Origin of the sequence: Arthrobacter sp. NamB2 (genome assembly GCF_005281365.1) — a bacterium.
Lineage (GTDB): Bacteria > Actinomycetota > Actinomycetes > Actinomycetales > Micrococcaceae > Arthrobacter_D.
On the sequence record NZ_SZWI01000003.1, the window covers coordinates 387598 to 406331 of the forward strand.

The window sequence follows — 18734 nt, forward strand, 5'->3', positions numbered from 1 at the left end:
GCAGTCACTGTCCCGTCGGCAGGTCTTCCGGACGGACGCGTCCGCCCTCGAGCCGGACGCTCCGGTGGGCGACGGCGCGCGCGAAGGCCTCGTCGTGGGTGGCCAGCACGACCGCTCCCCCGCCCCGGGCGTGGGCGGTCACGAGTGCGGCGAGAAGGGTACGGGCCGGATCGTCGAGGCCTGCGGTCGGTTCGTCCAGGGCCCAGACAGCGGGACCGGTGGCGATGATGGATGCCAGGGCTACCAGTCTCCGCTGGACGAATCCCAGCTCGTACGGGTGGACTTCCTCCAGTGCTCCGAGCCCCACGCGTTCGAGGGCCTCCGACGCGCGGCGGACGGCGTCGTCCCTGCGGTGTCCGGCAGCGACGGGACCGTAGGACACCTCGCGGAGGACGGTTCGCTCGAACAGTTGCTGGTCGGTGTCCTGGAACAGGAATCCCACGGACGCGGCGAGGGCCCCGGTCGGCTGGCGCAGGATCGGCACGCCGGCCAGCGAGACCGATCCCGCATCCGCCCGGCACAACCCGTTGAGGTGCTGCAGCAGCGTGGACTTGCCCGAACCGTTGGCGCCTCGCAGGGCGACGATCTCGCCCGCATGCACCGTGAGGTCGACCCCCGCCAGGCACGCGCTGCGGTCCTCCCCCGGGCGGTCGGAGGGGTACGAGAAGTCGACTCCACGCAGCGTCACGAGCTCCCTGCCGTGCGGGCCGGTGGGGTCGCTCGCGGGATCGAGGCGCGGTGGGTCGCCGGCTGTCCCGATGCCGTAACTCCGTAGTCCCGCTCCGCGTGCGTCGGTCAGCAGCCCGTCGAACACCGGACGGCCGTCGGCCAACGCGAGGACGCGGGCGCCCTCAGGTGCTGCGCGGGGAAGCATGGGCTCGCACACCACGACGGCGGTGCCGGCACCACGAAGGACCTCCAGGGCATGCGCGACATCCTGCGCCGAGTCGTCGTCGAGCCCCTGGAAGGGCTCGTCGAGCACGAGGACCGCGGGCCGCTGGGCCATGGCGGCCGCGATGACGGTGCGCTGCAGCTGGCCGCCGGAGAGCCGGCGAGGGTCGTGGTCCAGGAGCGGCGTCAACGTGAGCGCGGCAGCGACGTCGGCGACGAGGCGCCGCAACTGGTCCGTCGGCACCCCGAGATTGGCGGGACCGAAGGCGATCTCCTCGCCGACACTGGCCGACATCATCGACAGCTGACCCCACGCGCCCTGCGCGACGTACCCGACCCGCGCGCTCCAGGCCGTGGGGTCGATACGCGGATCGGCGGGGCTGCCGTCGAAGCGGATCGTCTCGCCGTCGAGCGTCACGGCGCCCCGGAACACCGCACCGGCATCCGCGCCGGTCTGGCCCGCCAGGAGGCGGGCCAGGGTCGTCTTGCCCGACGCCGAGGCCCCGGCGACCACCACGTACTCCCCCGGCTGCACCGCCAGGGTGACGCCGACGAGCAGCGGCGCGCCGTCGTCGTACGCGAAGGACGTACTCTCGATGCTGATCACCCGGCGACCACCGGGAGGATCAGCCAGGCCGTCGAGAACACGGCCGTGGCCGCAAGCATGACCCGGCGTGCGATCCGCTGCCCGGGAGTGTCCGTGTCCGGCAGGTAGCTCGTACGCGCCACCGTGGACGAGAAACCGCGGGCGCCGAGCATGTGGTTCCGCTCGGACGCATCGACCAGCAGGCCGATGACCAGGGGCGTGGTGACGGTCAGCAGGGCACGGAGGCGCGAAAGCGGCCCACGCCCGACGACGAGCCCCCGGGCCTGCTGGGCGCGTGTGATCTGCCGGGCGCGCAGCGCGACGTGGGGGACGAGCCCGACGGCGGACCCCACGACGAACACGAGCTTCCGGTTCCAGCCCCGGTGCGTCATGGTCGCCAGGAGCTCAGGGACCTCCAGCGTCATGGCCGCCGTGAGGAGCACCCCGGTGAAGACGCTCATGCGCAGGCCCATCAGGGCGGCGAAGGACAGCCCCTCCGCCGTCACCCGGGCCGGGCCGAGGTCCGCCAGGACTGTGGTGCCCTCCGGGTAGAACAGCCCGTGCAGCAGAAGGGACGACACAAGCAGCGGCCCGGCGACGACTGCCACGGCCAGTCCGATCTGCCGCGGCCGGCCGGAGGACACCACGGCGGGAACCACCACGAGAACCAGGACCGCGAGGGAGAACTCCCAGCGATTGACCACCAGGACGAGCACCACCAGCAGGACCGCTGCCAGCAGTTCCGTGAGGGGGTTGTAGATCCTGCGGCGCCGCACGGCTCAGGCGACGCGGTCGTTCCCGGCCGCCGGCTGCGCCGTACGCTCGCCGCTTCGCGCCCCGAGGACCCGGTAGGTCCTCGCGAAGGGGAACTGGCGCACGGCCCGCTGGGGCAGTGCGTACACGATCAGTGCGACGACGACGAAGACGACGATCTTGTCCAGGGAGTCCGACAGCAGGCCCTGCTTCGTCGCGGCGACCAGGAGCTTGTCACCCATCGAGCGGAAGACGGCGATGATCGCGTTCGTGCCGAAAGTCCCTGCCGCCCCGAACATGAAGACCGCGACAGGGGCTGCGACGAGACCGCCGATGGCCCCGACGACGAGTCCCGCCAGCGGCGCGAGGTACACGCGGCGGAATGCGCCGTGCTTCGCGGCCAGGCCGGCGAGCAGGCCGATCAGCGCAGCGCCGGCGGCGAAGGGCAGGGCGAACGGGTTGAAGAGACCCCAGATCGCGTTGCTGAGGGCACCGGTCGCTGCTCCGGCGGCGGGGCCGGCCAGGACGGCGACGAGCACCGTACCGATGGCGTCGAGGTAGATCTGCATCCCCAGTGAACCGGCGACCTGGCCGATCGCGATGTTCAGGGCGATCCCCAGGGGCATGACGACGAGGGAGCTCGTGGTCAGCGTCGGCAGGATCCCGCCCACCAGGAGTGCTCCCCCGCCGAGGAAACCGAAGAGCGAGACGAGCGACGCGACGCTGCCCATGCCGCCGGCGATCTCGGACGGCTGGACGATGACGAGGAACAGGTACGTGGCGACGATGAGCGCTCCGCCGAGTGCGACCAGCAGGCGTCGCGGGCGCTGGGCTGTGGGCTCGGTGGACAGGGTCAGGGATGAACTCACGATTTTCCTTGGGCACGGAGGGAGGAGGACGCACCTCATGTCACCTCGGCGCCGGCCGCGCAGCAGTGCGGGCAGGTCCAGTGTACCGGTGATGGGTTCGCCGCGCCGGGTGTGGGCGCCCGGGCAGCGTTCCTCAGGGCGAGGGCAGCCAGGCGGATTCGACGCTGCGGGTCCACGGGCGGCGCGCCCCTGCGGATCGGTTGCGGGAAGGCTCAGCCGTGCATGCGTGCGAGGTGCGACAACCGGCGCACCATCAGCTCGAAGACGGCCTCGGGGTCGTTGCCCGTGACGATCCTGGCGTTCGGCGCCCTCTTCCACATGCCGGCGAAGTCCGCCACCGTCTGCCCGATGGTCAGCGGGGACTGGGTCTCGACGTCGACCGTCGCCAGCCGCTCCTCGAACTGCGCTTCCCCGGTCGCGACCATCGCCGCGAACAGGTCGTGCAGGTGGGCCACGTAGCCCTGGTCGTACAGGCGGTGGAACTCCATGTAGAACCGGAGGGCGTCCGACAGGCAGGCGACGACCGCGTTGTCGCTGGTGCTGCGCATCCCCTCCGGTCCTTGAGGGTCCAGCAGCTCCGGCCCCGCACCGGCCGCGCGCGCGACGGCGTCGACATGGGCCGGGGTGCACTCGATCCGCTCCGTGGTCTCGAGCGCGCAGACGATGGGCAGCTTCTCGAACGGCAGGCCCTCGTAGGCGGCGAACACCTCCTTGGCGGCGTGCGGGTCCACATGCGTGTTCCACTCGGCTACCGGAGTGGTGTTGCCCGGGTAGTTGAACGCTCCGCCCATGATGACGAGGCCCTTGAGGAGCGTCGGGAGCTCGGGCTCGGCGCGCAGGGCCAGGGCGAGGTTGGTGAGCGGACCCGTGACGAGCCCGGTGACCTGCCCGGGGTGGCAGCGGACCGCCTCCAGCCAGACGTCGACGGCGTGACGCCCCGAGATGCGTCCACGTGGAGGCGGCAGCACGGCGTACCCGATGCCCTGGTCACCGTGGGTCTCCTCCGTCGTGACGAGCGGGATCTCCAGCGGTACCTCGCTGCCCACGGCGACCTCGATACCGGCGTGCCCGCAGAGCTCCAAGAGGGCGAGGTTGTTGACGGCGACCTGCCGCGCGCCCACATTGCCGGCCGTGCAGGTGATGGCCTCGATGCCCGCTCCCGGCGTCGCAAGCAGGTACAGCAGGGCGACGGCGTCGTCGATCCCGGTGTCGACGTCGAGCAGCAGGCGGTGGCGGGACTCTGCCACGATCAGTCCGCCGCGGTGGTGCGGAGCAGTTGCAGGCGGAGTGTCCGGGCCGTCTCCATGTGCCTACGGGCGATGGCCCGGGCATCATCGCTGCGCCGGTCCGAGATCGCGTTGATCAGCGCCTCGTGCTCCCTGAGCACCTCCTGCCAGCGGTCACCCACGGACAGCGTGGAGCGCGGCGTGTGGATGAGGTGGGTCGAGAGCCGCTGCAGGAGGTCCATGAGGATGGGATTGCGCGCGGAGGCCCAGAGCGAGGTGTGGAACTCCAGGTTGTTGGTGACCTTCGTGGTGTCATCGGGGTCGACGACGGCGCGGTCGCGTTCCAGCAGCGCCTCGAGGCGCATGATGTCCGCCGTACCCCGGTTCAGTGCGGCCTGGCCGGCGGCTTCCTCCTCGAGCATGACGCGCAGGTCGTAGATCTGGATGACCTCCTGCGGATCGATCTGGGGAACCTGCAGGCCACGGGCCGCCCGCTCGAGCAGGCGTTCGTGCTGGAGTCTGCTGAGGGCCTCGCGCACGGGAGTCCGCGACACCCCGAAACGCTCGGAGATGACGACCTCCCGCAGGGCTGTTCCGGGAGGGTGGACACCGGCGAGGATCTCGCTGCGCAGGACACGGAAGATGGCGTCGCCGTCCACGCGCGCCGACAGGTCGGTCGACTCGCCCATGGCGCCCCCTTCAGTGGTGTCCTTGTTCGGATTACGGTCGGATCCCAGGGCGGGTGCCCCGAGTACGGCCCGGGCCGGGAGCTGGTACTCCCGGCCCGGAACCTCGCGAACGCTAGCTGGCGAGCTGGCGCAGCACGTACTGCAGGATGCCGCCGTTGCGGTAGTAGTCCGCCTCGCCCGGCGTGTCGATGCGCAGGACGGCGTCGAACTCGACCGGGGAACCACCGTCGGCAGGGGTCGCGGTGACCCTGACCGTGCGGGGCGTGCGGCCCTCGTTCAGCTCGGTGACTCCGCTGACCGCGAAGGTCTCCGTGCCCGTGAGTCCGAGGGTCTCGGCGTTCTGGCCCGCGGGGTACTGCAGCGGCAGGACGCCCATGCCGATGAGGTTGGAGCGGTGGATCCGCTCGTAGCTCTCGGCGATGACTGCCTTGACGCCCAGGAGCGCGGTGCCCTTGGCTGCCCAGTCACGGGACGAACCGGAACCGTATTCCTTGCCCGCGAGGACCACGAGTGGGGTACCCGCTGCGCGGTAGTTCTCGGCGGCGTCGTACACGGCTGCCTGGGGCGCGTCCGGCTGCGAGAAGTCCCTCGTGAACCCGCCCTCGACGCCGTCGAGCAGCTGGTTCTTGATGCGGATGTTCGCGAACGTGCCGCGGATCATGACCTCGTGGTTGCCACGGCGCGAGCCGTACGAGTTGAAGTCCTTGCGCTGCACGCCCTTCTCGGTCAGGTAGCGGCCTGCCGGGGTGTCCGACTTGAAGGAGCCCGCCGGCGAGATGTGGTCGGTGGTGACCGAATCGCCGAGCTTCAGCAGGACGCGTGCGCCGTCGATGTCCTCGACCGGGCTCGCCTCGCGCTGCATGCCCTCGAAGTACGGAGGCTTCCGCACGTAGGTGGACTCGGGATCCCAGGCGAAGGTGTCGCCGGCGGGCGTCGGCAGGGACTGCCAGCGCTCGTCGCCCTCGAAGATCGTCCGGTAGCTCGACGTGAACATGTCTTCGTCGATCGACTCGTCGATGACCTTCTGGACCTCGACGGGGTTCGGCCAGATGTCCTTCAGGAAGACGTCGTTCCCGGCTTCGTCCTGGCCGAGGGGCTCGGAGTCGAAGTCGAAGTCCATCGTGCCGGCCAGTGCGTAGGCGACCACCAGCGGCGGCGACGCCAGGTAGTTCATCTTCACGTCGGGGTTGATGCGACCCTCGAAGTTGCGGTTACCGGACAGGACGGCGGTGACAGCGAGGTCGTTGTCCTGGATGGCCTGCGAGATCTCTTCCTCCAGCGGGCCGGAGTTGCCGATGCAGGTGGCACAGCCGTAGCCGACGGTGAAGAATCCGAGCTTCTCCAGGTACGGGATCAGGCCGGACTTCTCGTAGTAGTCCGTGACGACCTTGGAGCCCGGTGCGACCGAGGTCTTGACCCACGGCTTGGACACGAGGCCCTTCTCGACGGCGTTCCGTGCCAGCACGGCGGCCGCGAGCATCACCGATGGGTTCGAGGTGTTCGTGCACGAGGTGATCGACGCGATGCTGACAGCCCCGTGGTCGAGTTCGAACTCGCGGCCGTCCTTCATCGTCACGCTGACCTTCTTGGACGGACGCGTGGAAGCGCTCGCGTCGGCCGGGACGGTCTCGCGCGGCTCGGCGTTCTCGTCCGTGACCGACGACGACGTGCCGGGGGTGAAGCTCGGGGAGTCCGACGCCGGGAAGCTCTCCTGCGACGACTCGTCCACGGTGCCCCCTGGGGCGAAGTCGAGGTCCGGGTCGTCCGAGTAGTTGCGCAGGTCCTCGCGGAACTGGGTCTTGGACTTGCTGAGCTCGACGCGGTCCTGCGGGCGCTTCGGTCCGGCGATCGAGGGAACGACCGTGGACAGGTCCAGCTCGAGGTACTCCGAGAAACGGATCTCGCGCGACGGGTCGTGCCAGAGTCCCTGCTCCTTGGCGTAGGCCTCGACGAGGGCGACGTTCTCGGCCGGGCGGCCGGTGAGGCGCAGGTAGTCGAGCGTGACGTCGTCGATGGGGAACATCGCGGCGGTGGAGCCGAACTCCGGGCTCATGTTGCCGATGGTGGCCCGGTTGGCCAGGGGCACCGAGGCGACGCCATCACCGTAGAACTCGACGAACTTGCCGACCACGCCGTGCTTGCGCAGCATCTGCGTGATGGTGAGCACGACGTCGGTCGCCGTGGCGCCCGCGGGGATGTCGCCGGTCAGCTTGAAGCCGACCACGCGCGGGATGAGCATCGACACGGGCTGGCCGAGCATGGCTGCCTCGGCTTCGATCCCGCCGACGCCCCAGCCGAGGACGCCCAGGCCGTTGACCATCGTGGTGTGCGAGTCGGTCCCGACGCAGGTGTCGGGGTACGCGCGGAGCACGCCGTCGACCTCACGGGTCATGACCGTCCTGGCCAGGTACTCGAGGTTGACCTGGTGCACGATGCCCATGCCCGGCGGAACGACCTTGAAGTCGTCGAACGCTGTCTGGCCCCACCGGAGGAACTGGTACCGCTCGCCATTGCGCTGGTACTCGATCTCCATGTTCCGCTCGAGGGCGCCTGCGTTGCCGAAGGCGTCGATCTGCACCGAGTGGTCGATGACCATCTCGGCCGGCGCGAGCGGGTTGACGCGCTTGGGGTCCCCACCGAGGTCGGCGACGGCTTCGCGCATCGTTGCGAGGTCGACGACGCAGGGAACACCCGTGAAGTCCTGCATGATGACGCGTGCCGGCGTGAACTGGATCTCGGTGTCGGGCTCGGCGTCGGCGTCCCACGCAGCGAGCGCCCGGACGTGGTCCGCGGTGATGTTCGCACCGTCTTCGGTGCGGAGCAGGTTCTCCAGCAGGACCTTGAGGCTGAATGGAAGGTTCTCGGCGCCCTCGACCGCACCTAGCCTGAAAATTTCGTATTCGGCACCGGCGACATCGAGTACGCCCTTTGCGCCGAATGAGTCCGCGGTCGACATGACGTTGGCTCCCTTCAGAGAGATTGTGGAATGGTTCCATCCTAATCCACGCCCGCCATCACTGTATACAATCGTACACCGAACGACGAGACCCTCTCCGGGTAGCTCTACGCCTCCTCGCGCACGCCCCCACCACGCCTGTGCGATGCCTGGCCGTCGAAGACCAGTTCACCCTGGTCCGGAGCCTCCTGGCGGCTGTGATCCACGATCGGGCCCGTGCCGGCGATCTCCCGGATCAGTTCGATGCCGGCGATCGCCTCTTCCTTGGATGCGTAGAAAGTGGACACTGCGACGAGCGTGCCGTCGGGAGCGGTCAGTTTCACGCGGAAACCGTCGTCGTGCGCGTCCACCAGCTTGAAGTATCCAGCCATTGTCCTACCTCCTTGTAAGGGGCATCTCCAGAGCGTGCGGTCCCTTATCATAAGCATACTTATTGACCTGTTCTTCACCTCACGTTCACGTTCGGCGGGTGGGGGTGGACAAGCAACGACACAGTGCGGCAGGCGCGGCCCTGCTCGCGTAGTCTTCCGGATGCCACCCCCGTTTCGACGAGCGACTCCGGCCCCAGTGTCGGCACCAGAAGGAGCACGATGACCGAGTCAAGCAGCGCAGGCAATCCCGGCGGAGCAGCCCTCCCTCCGGACCATCCCCTCGGGCCCGCGGTACCGATCCCCCCGCTGGAGAAGGAAGCCGGGCGCGCTGAGGAATCAGCGCGCGACGGTGCGGGCACCTCCGGCAGCGGGTCCGACAGGGAGTCCACGGCCGAGGAGTTCTCGGCCGGGCAGTCCGACGGATCGGAGTCCGACCGGGACGGCGGGCCCCGTGCCGATCGTCGGGAGAGCGTGCTCGACCCATCGGCCGGATCCACCGGCCCCCGGGCCGGGAGCATCCGGGACGAGCAGGGGACGCACAGTGCAGGCGCCGTGCCGGCCGCGTACAACGGCGAGGGTGCTCCGGAGGATCCGGCGGAGGACCGCCACCCGGAGGACGCTGCGGCCGAGCCCGATTCGTGGGACAGCGGTGGAGCGGGCGCCTGACGACGGCGTCAGCGGCCTCGGCGCGCAAGCCGGGCCACGACCGACGACGGCGCCACGCGGGCCAGTGCCGTAAGCGCCTTGTACCGTGCACTGGGGACGGAGACCGCCCTGCCCGCAGCCGTATCCCGGAGTGCCGCACGGACCACCGACCCGGCGTCGAGCCACAGGAATCCAGGGACGCTCGCCTTATCGGCGCCCATTCGCTGGTGGAACTCGGTGTGCACGAACCCCGGGCACACGGCGGTGACCCGGATGCCCTCCGGCCCATAGGTCAGGTTCGCCCAGCGACTGAAACTGATCATGGCCGCTTTGGCCGCCCCGTAGGTTCCCCTCGGAACAAAGCCTGCGACGCTCGCGACGTTGATGATGGTTCCCGCTCCTCGCGGACGCATCGACGCCAGGGCGGCGTGCGCAAGAGACACAGGTACCTCGACGTGGATCCGGAGGTGCCGGACCTCCTCGGCGAGCGGATTGTCCGCGAAGGGCCGCACCAGCCCGTACCCGGCGTTGTTGACCAGCACCGTCACCGGAGCCGGCCCACGGCCGGGCTGCTGCGCACTCCCGGTCGCCCCCGACTCCTCGCCAGCCTCCGGGGCCCCGCCGGGTCGAAGTCGTGCGAGCACGGATTCCAGGCCGTCGTCGTTGAGCAGATCCGCCGCGATCGTCTCGACGTCGACGCCCCACCGGCCGCACAGCGCAACGGCCGCCTCCTGCAGGGCACCGCGGGCCCTCGCCACCAGCACGAGATTGCACCCGCGCGCCGCGAACTGCCGGGCGAACTCCGCTCCGATACCGGAGGTGGCACCGGTGATGAGCACGGTCTCTGACATGCAGACACCTTCCCCCACCGAAGCAGCTCGCACAAGGCGGCGCCTGCGCGACGACGTCGGAAGGCAGGCGCGGGCAAGCCCGACGATGCAACGTCCGCGCAACCCCCTGGACTGTAGGTTCGGCGGTACGGCGGGCAGCGGGCGACGACGCTCCGCAGCGGGCCGGTTCCAGCGCGGGGGCACCAGGCGCACCGAACGCATACGAGAGGAAGTTCCATGAGCGGTAACAGAGCTGTTGCGTACAAGGGACCAGGGAAGGTGGAGGTCATCGACATCGACTACCCCACCTTCGAACTCAAGGACGGGCCGGGGGTGAATCCGGCCAACGTCGGCCGGCCGGTACACCATGGCGTGATCCTCAAGACCGTCACCACCAACATCTGCGGCTCGGACCAGCACATGGTCCGCGGGCGCACCTCGGCTCCGGCCGACCTCGTCCTGGGCCACGAGATCACCGGCGAGGTCGTTGAGGTCGGACGGGACGTCGAATTCATCAAGAAGGGGGACATCTGTTCGGTCCCCTTCAACATCGCCTGCGGCCGGTGCCGTAACTGCAAGGAGCGCAAGACCGGGATCTGCCTCAACGTCAATCCGGACCGGCCGGGCAGCGCGTACGGCTACGTCGACATGGGCGGCTGGGTCGGCGGCCAGGCCGAGTACGTCCTGGTGCCCTACGCGGACTGGAACCTGCTGAAGTTCCCGGACCGTGACCAGGCCCTGGAGAAGATCCTGGACCTGACGATGCTCTCGGACATCTTCCCCACCGGCTTCCACGGCGCCGTCACGGCAGGCGTGGGTGTCGGCTCGACGGTCTACATCGCAGGCGCCGGACCGGTCGGCCTCGCCGCCGCGGTTTCGGCGCAGCTCCTGGGTGCCGCCGTCGTGATCGTGGGCGACCTCAACGAGGGCCGGCTGGCGCAGGCGCGGAGCTTCGGCTGCGAGACGGTCGACGTGTCCAAGGGAGATCCCCGTGACCAGATCGAGCAGCTGCTGGGTGTCCCGGAAGTCGACTGCGGCGTGGACGCCGTCGGATTCGAAGCCCGTGGCCATGGCGAGGGAGCCGCCACGGAGGCACCAGCCACGGTCCTCAACTCGCTCATGGAGATCACGGCTGCGGGTGGCGCCCTCGGCATCCCCGGGCTCTACGTCACGAGCGATCCAGGAGCGGGAGACGACGCCGCGAAGGTGGGTTCGCTCTCGATCAGCCTCGGGACGGGGTGGGCGAAGTCGCTGTCCTTCACCACCGGCCAGTGCCCTGTCATGAAGTACAACCGAGGCCTCATGATGGCCATCCTGCACGACCGCGTCTCGATCGCGAAGGCAGTCAACGCCACAGCGATCGGGCTCGAGGAGGCCCCCCGCGGGTACGAGGAATTCGACGCCGGCGCCGCGACGAAGTACGTCCTGGACCCGCACGGCTACGTAGCCGCCTGACGGGCGCGTCGTTCCGTCTCGACCCTGCACTGAAAGGGCCCGGACCGCTTCGGTTCGGGCCCTTCCTGCGCATGCTGCGCCCAGGAGCGGTAGTGTGGCAGAGGAATTCTTGATGGTCCAGTTTTTCTTCCCTCGATGTTGATCAATGTCAAGCACCGCTCAGTACCGGTTTGGCAACGAATGAAAATTGCCCTAGGGTGGGGGTAGTTCCCCGTCCCGGGGAAGCGAAAAAGCTGCCGACATTCGGGCAGCGATCTATGCCCGGCACCGCCCTCCACCGCTCGTTGCTCAACAGGCGGCTGCCGAACCATGACCTCTATATCGTCAAGGTGAGCAGCGGCGCGAAGAAGTCCGGGGACGGACCTAGTGCGGGTGGCCTTTCGGAGCATCGTAACCCCCATGAATACACACACCTTCAGCACCAGCGCACGTCGCGGACTCGCAGCAGTAGCACTCACCGGCCTCGGGCTCGGCGCAGCAGCCGGTGCAGCCAACGCCGACACCTGGGATGATCTGGCACAGTGCGAGAGTGGCGGCAACTGGAGCATCAACACCGGCAACGGTTACCAGGGCGGCCTGCAGTTCTCCCAGTCCAGCTGGAACGCTGCCGGCGGCACCGGCTCCCCTGCCCAGGCCAGCGTTGCGGAGCAGAAGCGCGTAGCCGCCAATCTCCAGCAGATGCAGGGCTGGGGCGCCTGGCCCGCCTGCTCGGCGAAGCTCGGCCTGAACGGGTCGTCCTCGACGGGCTTCACCTCCACGCAGCAGGCACCTGCCGCCGCGGCTCCGGTCCAGGTCCAGGCTCCCGTCCAGGTCCAGGCTCCCGTGCAGGTCCAGGCTCCCGTGCAGGTCCAGGCTCCCGTGCAGGTCCAGGCTCCCGTCGTAGCCCCCGTGACGCTGAGCGGCGAGACCTACACCATCCAGTCCGGTGACACCCTCAGCTCCATCGCCGACAAGCTCGGCGTCAACGGCGGTTGGCAGGCCCTGTTCGCGGCCAACGCCGACACCGTCATCCACGCGGACCTGATCTTCACCGGTCACGTCCTGCAGCTCCCGGCCTAGTCTGGACGATCGTCGTCGGGACTGACATCACGCCTCCCGCGTGATCGGTCCGGCACTGTTCCACCACTGAACCCCCGCCTCCTCGAGGCGGGGGTTCAGTCGTCTGACCAGCCTGACCGAGATCTAGGCGCAGGACGTCGCATCGACGTCGATCTTGAGGTTGTGCGCCACGGAGTAGTCCCGCTCGGGAGTGGAGAATGCCACGAGGATGTTGTCGGCGCTGCCGTGGGTGGCGCCCTCCGCGAGTTCGACGGTGACGATGATGTTGACGTGTGCGTCCGGCACGAGCTGATAGCCGTCGGCGGGCACTGGCGGCCCGATGGGCTCGGGAGGCGTGGTCGGCGTCGGTGCCGCCGTATGGCCACCGTGCGCGCCGGTTTCCGCCCCCGGGTGGTGATGTCCTTCCCGGTTGGCGGTCTGCACCATGGACGACAGGATGATGAGGCCCTGGGGGTTGCCGAGTTCCATCTCCCCGAAGGTGAACGTCTCGAGCGTCGGGTTGTGGAGCATGACCGTGTAGCGCAGGCGGCTGTCGTCGGGCTGCACGCCGCACAGCTCCGCGCCGTCAATGCCCACGTTGAGCGGATCGTCGCCGAGGTCGTTCCCGACGGGCGCGGCCTGACTGCCGTCCCGGGGAGCGCTGGGCGCGGCCTGCGTGGCGCCGTCGCTGGAGGTGTTGACACCGAGCGGGTCCTCCTCCACCGCGCCGCAGCCCGCGAGTGCGAGCCCGGCGACCAGTGAGACGACGAGGAATCCGGTGTGGCGCCGGGAAGGCGGTGCAGTCAGGAGTTTCACGTTCAGCCCATCCGTGTCAGTCGGCAGCCGGAACGAACCTCCGACGCCTCATGGCTGTGATTCGTCGCACAGACGGCCTTGGCTTGGTTCCTCCCTCGGGGCGCAGGCCCCATCGGCCGGTTGGCGCGACTCAGGCGAGGGGCTTGCCTCCCGTGACTCCCAGGACCTCCCCGGAGACGTACCGTGCATCGTTGGACGCGAGGAAGACGTACGCGCCCGCGAGCTCCGCGGGCTGACCCATGCGACCCAGCGGCGTTCCCTCGCCGAACGACTCGAGCTTCTCGCTCGTCGTGGTCGCTGGCTGGAGTGGCGTCCAGATGGGCCCGGGGGCGACGGCGTTCACTCGGATCCCGCGCTCGCCGAGCAGTTCGGCGAGGCTGAACGTCAGGTTGTTCAGGGCGGCCTTCGTCGCCGCGTAGTCCATGAGGCTCGTCGACGGATGGTACCCCTGGATGGACGTCGTGTTGATGATCGACGATCCCTCGGACAGGTGGGGCAGGGCGGCCTGTGTCAACCAGATGGTGCCGTAGACATTCGTCTCGAAGGTGCGGCGGAGCTGGGCGGCGTCGACGTCGGGCAGACCGTTGGGCTGCGCGATGTGGAAGCCCGCGTTGTTGACCAGGATGTCCAGTCCGCCGAGACCGTCCAGCACCTGCCGGATGGCCGAGGGTGCGTACTCCTCGTCGCGCAGGTCGCCGGGTACCGCGAGTGCCGTGCGCCCCTCGGCGCGGATCAGTTCCAGGCAGCTGGCGCCGTCCTCCTCCTCCTCCGGGAGGTAGCCGATCGCCACGTCCGCGCCCTCGCGGGCGAAGGCGAGAGCCACTGCGCGGCCGATACCGGAGTCACCGCCGGTGATGAAGGCGCGCCGGCCGGTCAGCCGGCCATGCCCGGTGTAGCTGTCCTCGCCGTGGTCGGGACGCGGATCCATCCGCTCCGTGAACCCCGGGTACTCCTGCAACTCTGTGGAGACATCGACGTCAGGACCCCGCGGGTCCTCGCGGTCGAGCGTGCCGGACGGATCGTTACCCATGGTGCTCCTGACGTTGGTGGCCGAAGGTACTAAGCCTACTGTCGTTGTGTTTGTCGCGTTAGTCCTCTAGTAATGGAGGTATGACAGTGATCCTGAGGTCCCTCCAGACGGCTGTACCTGAAACGGTCATGATCCAGCCCCAGGTACGCGATGTCTTCGCGGCCCAACCGGACCTGACACGTCTCGGCCGGCGCCTGGTCGGAGCGGCCTTCGACTCCTCGGGCATCGAGACCAGATACACGGCCGTCAAGGAACTGACGCTCGAGGTGGCCGCCGAGAACCCCGTCTTCTTCGACCAGAAGGAGCTGCGGATCCTGTCGCCGAGCACCAAGACCCGCAACGAGCTGTACGCGGAAGAGGGCACCAAGCTCTTCGTCGAGGCCGCGCGGAAGGCGCTCGATGCTGCGACGGGCATCGAGGCATCCGACATCACGCACGTCGTCACCGTCTCCTGCACGGGCTTCTTCGCACCTGGACCGGACTACAAGATCGTGCGCGCCCTGGATCTGGCGCCGTCGGTACAGCGCTACCACATCGGTTTCATGGGCTGCTACGGCGCCTTCCCTGCGCTCCGCTCCGCAAAGGCCTTCTGCGACGCCGACCCCGACGCCGTCGTGCTGGTCGTCTCTGCCGAACTGTGCTCGCTGCACGTGCGTTCCTCGAACAATCCCGACACCATCGTGGGCTCCTCGCTGTTCGCCGACGGTGCCGCAGCGGCCGTCATCACGGCGCGGGACCTCCCCCTCGACGGCCCGGCCCTCAGTCTCGACCACTTCGAGACGGTCCTCACGCCCGTCGGCGAGGAAGCCATGGCCTGGAACATCGGTGACGAGGGCTTCGAGATGGTTCTCGGCACGTATGTTCCGCACATCATCGACGAGCACATCATCGGCGCCCTCGAACCGCTGCTGGCGAGCGACGCGTCGCTCGAGGGAATCGCCTACTCCGAGATCGAGCACTGGGCCATCCATCCTGGCGGACGCAGCATCCTCGACAAGGTCGAGGCCAAGCTGGGCCTCACGCAGGAACAGCTCGCTCCAGCGCGTGAAACCCTGCGCGACTTCGGGAACATGAGCAGCGCAACGGTGATGTTCGTGCTCAAGAACATCCTCGAGCAGCCGGCCACCGACGGGAACAACCGCGTGTGCTCCATGGCCTTCGGGCCCGGGCTCACGGTGGAGACCGCGCTTCTCACCAGGATCGGCGCCACGGCCGGTCCCGACGCGGCCGTAGCGGAGGATGCAGCAGCAGCGGCGGGCGGCGTCGACGTGCCTGCGGACCTTCAGCCGATCCTCGCCGAAGCCGGAGCATGAGCCGACGAGGGTTCCTCGCGGAGCGGGACCCGGACGCGGTCGAGGAGATGGACCGGACCGACTGCGATCCCCGGAAGCTGGACCGCACGTACGCCCAGTTCGGACTGGTGAATGCGGTCGTGTCCGGCTGGCGCCGAACCTACACCTCCCTGCTCCGACCCGCCTTCTCGCCCGACCGCACGAACACGCTCCTCGACGTGGGCTCCGGTGGCGGGGACGTCCCCCGCGCCCTGGTGCGCTGGGCACGCCTCGACGGCCTGCGGCTCGAGGTGACCGCCATCGACCCCGACGAGCGCGCCCACGCCTTCGCCACCTCCCGTCCGGCGCTTCCCGGACTGTCCTTCCGCCGCGCCCTCAGCTCGCAGCTCGTCGCCGAGGGCGCCCGCTTCGATGCCCTCGTCTCCAACCACGTGCTGCACCACCTCGGGCCGGCCGAGTTCGACGGCCTCCTGGACGACACGGAGCAGCTGGTTGGGACAGTCGCCGTGCACAGCGACATCGCCCGGCACCCGCTCGGCTACGCCCTGTTCTCGGTGGGCACACTGCCGCTCCCCGGGTCCTACATCCGCCAGGACGGTCTGACCTCCATCCGGCGGAGCTACACGACCGACGAGCTGCGCGCCCTCGTCGGCGGACGAAGTGGATGGCAGGTCAGGACGGCCGCTCCCTTCATCAACCTGCTCGTCCTCGATCGCGGGGTCTCGGCGGCGCCCGGTCATGCATGACGTCGTCGTCGTCGGCGGTGGCCCGGTCGGACTCTACACGGCCCTGCTCCTGCGCCAGGCAGGCCTCGACGCCGTCGTCCTCGAACGCCGGATTGAACGTAGCAGCCACTCCCGCGCGATCGGCATCCACCCGCCGGCGCTGCGTGCACTCGCCGCCGGCGGCATCGCCGACGAACTGCGCAGCCGGGGCGTCCTGATCCGGGACGGCGTCGCCCGCAGCGCGGGGCAGCATGTCGGTACGGTCTCCTTCTCGTGCCTGCCCGGGGAGGAGAAGTACGTCCTCGCGGTGCCGCAGGCCGTCACCGAGGAGATCCTCGAGCGCCGCCTTCAGGATGGGTTCCCCGGCACGCTGCGGCGGGGTGCCACCGTCCTCACGACGCGCGACGACGGCACTCACGTCCGCATCGTCACGCGGGACCAGGGCGGGGATGCCGTCCTCGAGGCGAGACTGGTGGTGGCAGCGGACGGAGCCCGCAGCTCCCTCCGGGACGACGTCGGGATCCGGGCGTCCGCCCGCCGGTACCCGGACTGCTACGTGATGGGCGATTTCCAGGACAGCACGGGCGACGGGGACGACGCCGTGCTCTATCTCGAGCCCGGGGGCATCGTCGAATCCTTTCCCCTTCCGGGCGGCATCCGGCGCTGGGTGGTGCGTGTGGGCTGCCCGGTCGAAGGGCCGACGGTGGAAACACTGACACTGCTCATCAGGCAACGGACCGGTGTCGCTGTGGATCCCGGGACCAATTCGATGCTGAGCGCCTTCGAGGTGCAGTCGAGGCTTGCGGAGCGGTTCGTCTCTGGCCGCACGGTGCTGGTCGGCGACGCCGCCCACGAGGTGTCGCCGATCGGCGGTCAGGGCATGAACCTCGGATGGTTGGACGCCGTCGGGCTGGTGCCGATCATCGCGGCCTCGCTCCGGGACGGGCGCGACGTGGCCCAGCGACTGCGACGCTACGAGAAGGAACGGCGCGCCCAGGCCGCCGTCGCCCGCCGGAAGGCCCATCTCAACATGGCGCTGGGACGTCCGCTGCCGGGACAGCTCCTGCGTTCGCGCAATGCGCTCCTGGGTGCGCTCATCCGGAACCACGCCGTCCACGATCGCGTGGCGCGCGCCTTCACGATGCAGTAAGGGCCCAGGACGCAGGAAACCCCCGCAGCCGGCAGCCGGTCCGCCACCCGGGGGTGGAGGAGCGGCAGTCCGGCACTGCGGGGGTCGACCGGCCCGGGGGCCGCAGGACCTACTTCTTGAGCAGGCCCTTCTTGACGTTCTCCGGGCGCTGCATCTCGCCCTGCTTGGCGCCCATGACAACGACGATGCCGCTGACGAGGGGAAGGAGCCACTGGGTCGCCTTGAGCTGAGACTGCGCCTTGGCCAGTTCGTCGCTGGCACCGGGACGGGGCTCGGTTGCACCCTCGCCGCCCTGCTCAGCGAGCTCGCCGACCTTCTTGCCGAGCATGCCGGAGTACAGCGAGAGCGCCATGCCCGCAACGGTGACGATCGACTTCCAGACCGTGTTCGATCCGACGGTGTCCTGTGCCGCGACCCGGCCCTTGTTGCCGAGGATCAGTCCGATGCCGCCGACGGCGTGGACGGCGAAGGCCGCGATCTGCACGGGGGTCCACTTCGCCCAGCCGAGTGAGGAGAGGCGCGTGCGCTCCTTGGGGTCCTTCGCCTTGCCGGTTGCACCATTGAGTCCGACAGCGCCCATCAAGGTGCCGCCGAACCAGGCTGCCGCACCGAGATCGTGGGCTGATCGTGCCAAAAGGTTTCCTGCCATGATGTAGAGCTCCTTAGACGTTGGTTCGACCTACCCTCTACATTTATCAGCCTGCTTAGGATTAAGCTATGGCAAGCTGGAATTCCTGACCGGCTGTGATAGTCGACGTGAAACTGCTACGAAGGGCGGACGCTCATGGCGCAATCAACCAGCGAACTCGACGAGGTGTGGCCCCGGTGGAAGGAAGCGGTCAACATGACGGCTTCCGAGCTGAAGAAGTGGCTCGGCACGGAGGAGTCCCTGTCCGTCGGGCAGAAGGAATCCGACGGCGGCGAGTCGGTCGGCCACAAGTCGGGCAAGCGCATCATCGAGATCCTCGGTACCAAGCGCGAGGACCTCGATGATGACGACGTCAAGCACATGCACACGGTGGTCGGCTACGTGCACCGGCACCTTGCCCAGCGACCCACGAAGGAGGACATCGAGTCCTCGAAGTGGCGCTACTCGCTGATGAACTGGGGCCACGACCCGCTCAAGGACTGACGGCAGGCGTCCCGCATCGGCGGGGCGCCTGCCGTACGGCGCCGGCGGTTCAGGCCTTGTCCAGTGCGCTTTCCTTGTGAGCAGCCTGCTTGCCCGACTTCGAACTCTCGACGGTGTAGTAGGGCTCGTCCTTCGACGCCTTGAACTTCTGGTCGTCGAAGGTGAACTCCTTCTCGTGCTTCTCGACGATTTTTCCCTCGGTCTTACCCTGCGACGTGTTCCAGGTGACTTTGTCGCCCTTGCTGAATGACATTGCGTTCCTTCCTCGAGGCGGTAGTGC

19 protein-coding genes are annotated in these 18734 nt (G+C 68.8%); 7 read left to right on the forward strand and 12 right to left on the reverse strand.

The genetic code is table 11. From position 1 onward, the window contains the following. Positions 1 to 4 precede the first annotated feature (4 nt). The 7 genes from FDK12_RS08245 to FDK12_RS08275 form a co-directional block, all read right to left on the reverse strand. On the reverse strand, positions 5 to 1498 hold the full coding sequence (locus FDK12_RS08245; RefSeq protein WP_137369122.1) for an ABC transporter ATP-binding protein: 1494 nt from the start codon (positions 1496 to 1498) through the stop codon (positions 5 to 7). Further along, positions 1495 to 2253: an energy-coupling factor transporter transmembrane component T gene (locus FDK12_RS08250; protein ID WP_137369123.1), complete on the reverse strand. Its 759-nt coding sequence runs from the start codon at positions 2251 to 2253 to the stop codon at positions 1495 to 1497. The genes FDK12_RS08245 and FDK12_RS08250 overlap by 4 nt, the downstream gene beginning before the upstream one ends. 3 nt (positions 2254 to 2256) lie before the next feature. Continuing rightward, positions 2257 to 3099 (reverse strand): ECF transporter S component, encoded by an 843-nt coding sequence (locus FDK12_RS08255; protein ID WP_317616724.1) that lies wholly within the window; start codon positions 3097 to 3099, stop codon positions 2257 to 2259. 212 nt (positions 3100 to 3311) lie between these two features. Next, positions 3312 to 4346 (reverse strand): nucleoside hydrolase, encoded by a 1035-nt coding sequence (locus tag FDK12_RS08260; RefSeq protein ID WP_223263172.1) that lies wholly within the window; start codon positions 4344 to 4346, stop codon positions 3312 to 3314. Positions 4347 to 4348: 2 nt separating this feature from the next. Then, positions 4349 to 5014 (reverse strand): GntR family transcriptional regulator, encoded by a 666-nt coding sequence (locus FDK12_RS08265; protein ID WP_137369124.1) that lies wholly within the window; start codon positions 5012 to 5014, stop codon positions 4349 to 4351. Between the two features lie 112 nt (positions 5015 to 5126). Beyond that, positions 5127 to 7970, reverse strand: a complete 2844-nt coding sequence (locus FDK12_RS08270; RefSeq protein WP_137369125.1) for an aconitate hydratase — start codon at positions 7968 to 7970, stop codon at positions 5127 to 5129. A gap of 107 nt (positions 7971 to 8077) precedes the next feature. After that, positions 8078 to 8341: a YegP family protein gene (locus tag FDK12_RS08275; RefSeq protein ID WP_189636304.1), complete on the reverse strand. Its 264-nt coding sequence runs from the start codon at positions 8339 to 8341 to the stop codon at positions 8078 to 8080. Between the two features lie 219 nt (positions 8342 to 8560). Between FDK12_RS08275 and FDK12_RS08280 the strand changes: the two genes are divergently transcribed. After that, the gene (locus FDK12_RS08280; protein WP_137369127.1) at positions 8561 to 9007 is read left to right on the forward strand and encodes a hypothetical protein; all 447 of its coding nucleotides are present in this window, start codon (positions 8561 to 8563) and stop codon (positions 9005 to 9007) included. 8 nt (positions 9008 to 9015) lie between these two features. Here FDK12_RS08280 and FDK12_RS08285 read toward each other — a convergent pair whose 3' ends face one another. Continuing rightward, positions 9016 to 9837, reverse strand: coding sequence for an SDR family NAD(P)-dependent oxidoreductase (locus FDK12_RS08285; protein WP_137369128.1), 822 nt, complete (start codon positions 9835 to 9837; stop codon positions 9016 to 9018). A 216-nt stretch (positions 9838 to 10053) separates the two neighbouring features. Between FDK12_RS08285 and fdhA the strand changes: the two genes are divergently transcribed. Both fdhA and FDK12_RS08295 read left to right on the forward strand, forming a co-directional pair. Further along, a complete protein-coding gene (gene fdhA / locus FDK12_RS08290) occupies positions 10054 to 11271 on the forward strand; it encodes a formaldehyde dehydrogenase, glutathione-independent (RefSeq protein WP_104116919.1) in 1218 nt (405 codons plus the stop codon). A gap of 399 nt (positions 11272 to 11670) precedes the next feature. Further along, on the forward strand, positions 11671 to 12330 hold the full coding sequence (locus tag FDK12_RS08295) for a transglycosylase family protein (protein WP_137369129.1): 660 nt from the start codon (positions 11671 to 11673) through the stop codon (positions 12328 to 12330). A 123-nt stretch (positions 12331 to 12453) separates the two neighbouring features. Here FDK12_RS08295 and FDK12_RS08300 read toward each other — a convergent pair whose 3' ends face one another. Beyond that, positions 12454 to 13125, reverse strand: a complete 672-nt coding sequence (locus tag FDK12_RS08300; RefSeq protein WP_137369130.1) for a hypothetical protein — start codon at positions 13123 to 13125, stop codon at positions 12454 to 12456. A 130-nt stretch (positions 13126 to 13255) separates the two neighbouring features. Beyond that, on the reverse strand, positions 13256 to 14155 hold the full coding sequence (locus tag FDK12_RS08305) for an SDR family oxidoreductase (protein WP_137369131.1): 900 nt from the start codon (positions 14153 to 14155) through the stop codon (positions 13256 to 13258). A gap of 80 nt (positions 14156 to 14235) precedes the next feature. Between FDK12_RS08305 and FDK12_RS08310 the strand changes: the two genes are divergently transcribed. The 3 genes from FDK12_RS08310 to FDK12_RS08320 are packed head-to-tail and all read left to right on the forward strand — an operon-like array spanning position 14236 to position 17322. Further along, positions 14236 to 15468 (forward strand): type III polyketide synthase, encoded by a 1233-nt coding sequence (locus FDK12_RS08310; protein WP_137369132.1) that lies wholly within the window; start codon positions 14236 to 14238, stop codon positions 15466 to 15468. Beyond that, positions 15465 to 16193: a class I SAM-dependent methyltransferase gene (locus FDK12_RS08315; protein ID WP_137369133.1), complete on the forward strand. Its 729-nt coding sequence runs from the start codon at positions 15465 to 15467 to the stop codon at positions 16191 to 16193. The genes FDK12_RS08310 and FDK12_RS08315 overlap by 4 nt, the downstream gene beginning before the upstream one ends. Then, positions 16186 to 17322 (forward strand): FAD-dependent oxidoreductase, encoded by a 1137-nt coding sequence (locus FDK12_RS08320; protein ID WP_137369134.1) that lies wholly within the window; start codon positions 16186 to 16188, stop codon positions 17320 to 17322. Before FDK12_RS08315 ends, FDK12_RS08320 begins: the two co-directional genes overlap by 8 nt. A 109-nt stretch (positions 17323 to 17431) precedes the next feature. On the opposite strand, the gene FDK12_RS08325 is transcribed toward FDK12_RS08320, so the two are convergent. Next, complete coding sequence (locus FDK12_RS08325; RefSeq protein WP_137369135.1) at positions 17432 to 17971, reverse strand: hypothetical protein; 540 nt, start codon at positions 17969 to 17971, stop codon at positions 17432 to 17434. A 135-nt stretch (positions 17972 to 18106) separates the two neighbouring features. On the opposite strand from FDK12_RS08325, the gene FDK12_RS08330 reads away from it, so the two are divergent. Beyond that, a complete protein-coding gene (locus FDK12_RS08330) occupies positions 18107 to 18454 on the forward strand; it encodes a DUF3140 domain-containing protein (RefSeq protein WP_137369136.1) in 348 nt (115 codons plus the stop codon). 49 nt (positions 18455 to 18503) lie between these two features. On the opposite strand, the gene FDK12_RS08335 is transcribed toward FDK12_RS08330, so the two are convergent. Next, positions 18504 to 18707 carry a DUF2945 domain-containing protein gene (locus FDK12_RS08335; RefSeq protein ID WP_104116927.1) on the reverse strand — a complete coding sequence of 68 codons (204 nt, stop codon included), beginning with the start codon at positions 18705 to 18707 and terminating at the stop codon, positions 18504 to 18506. Positions 18708 to 18734: the final 27 nt, after the last annotated feature.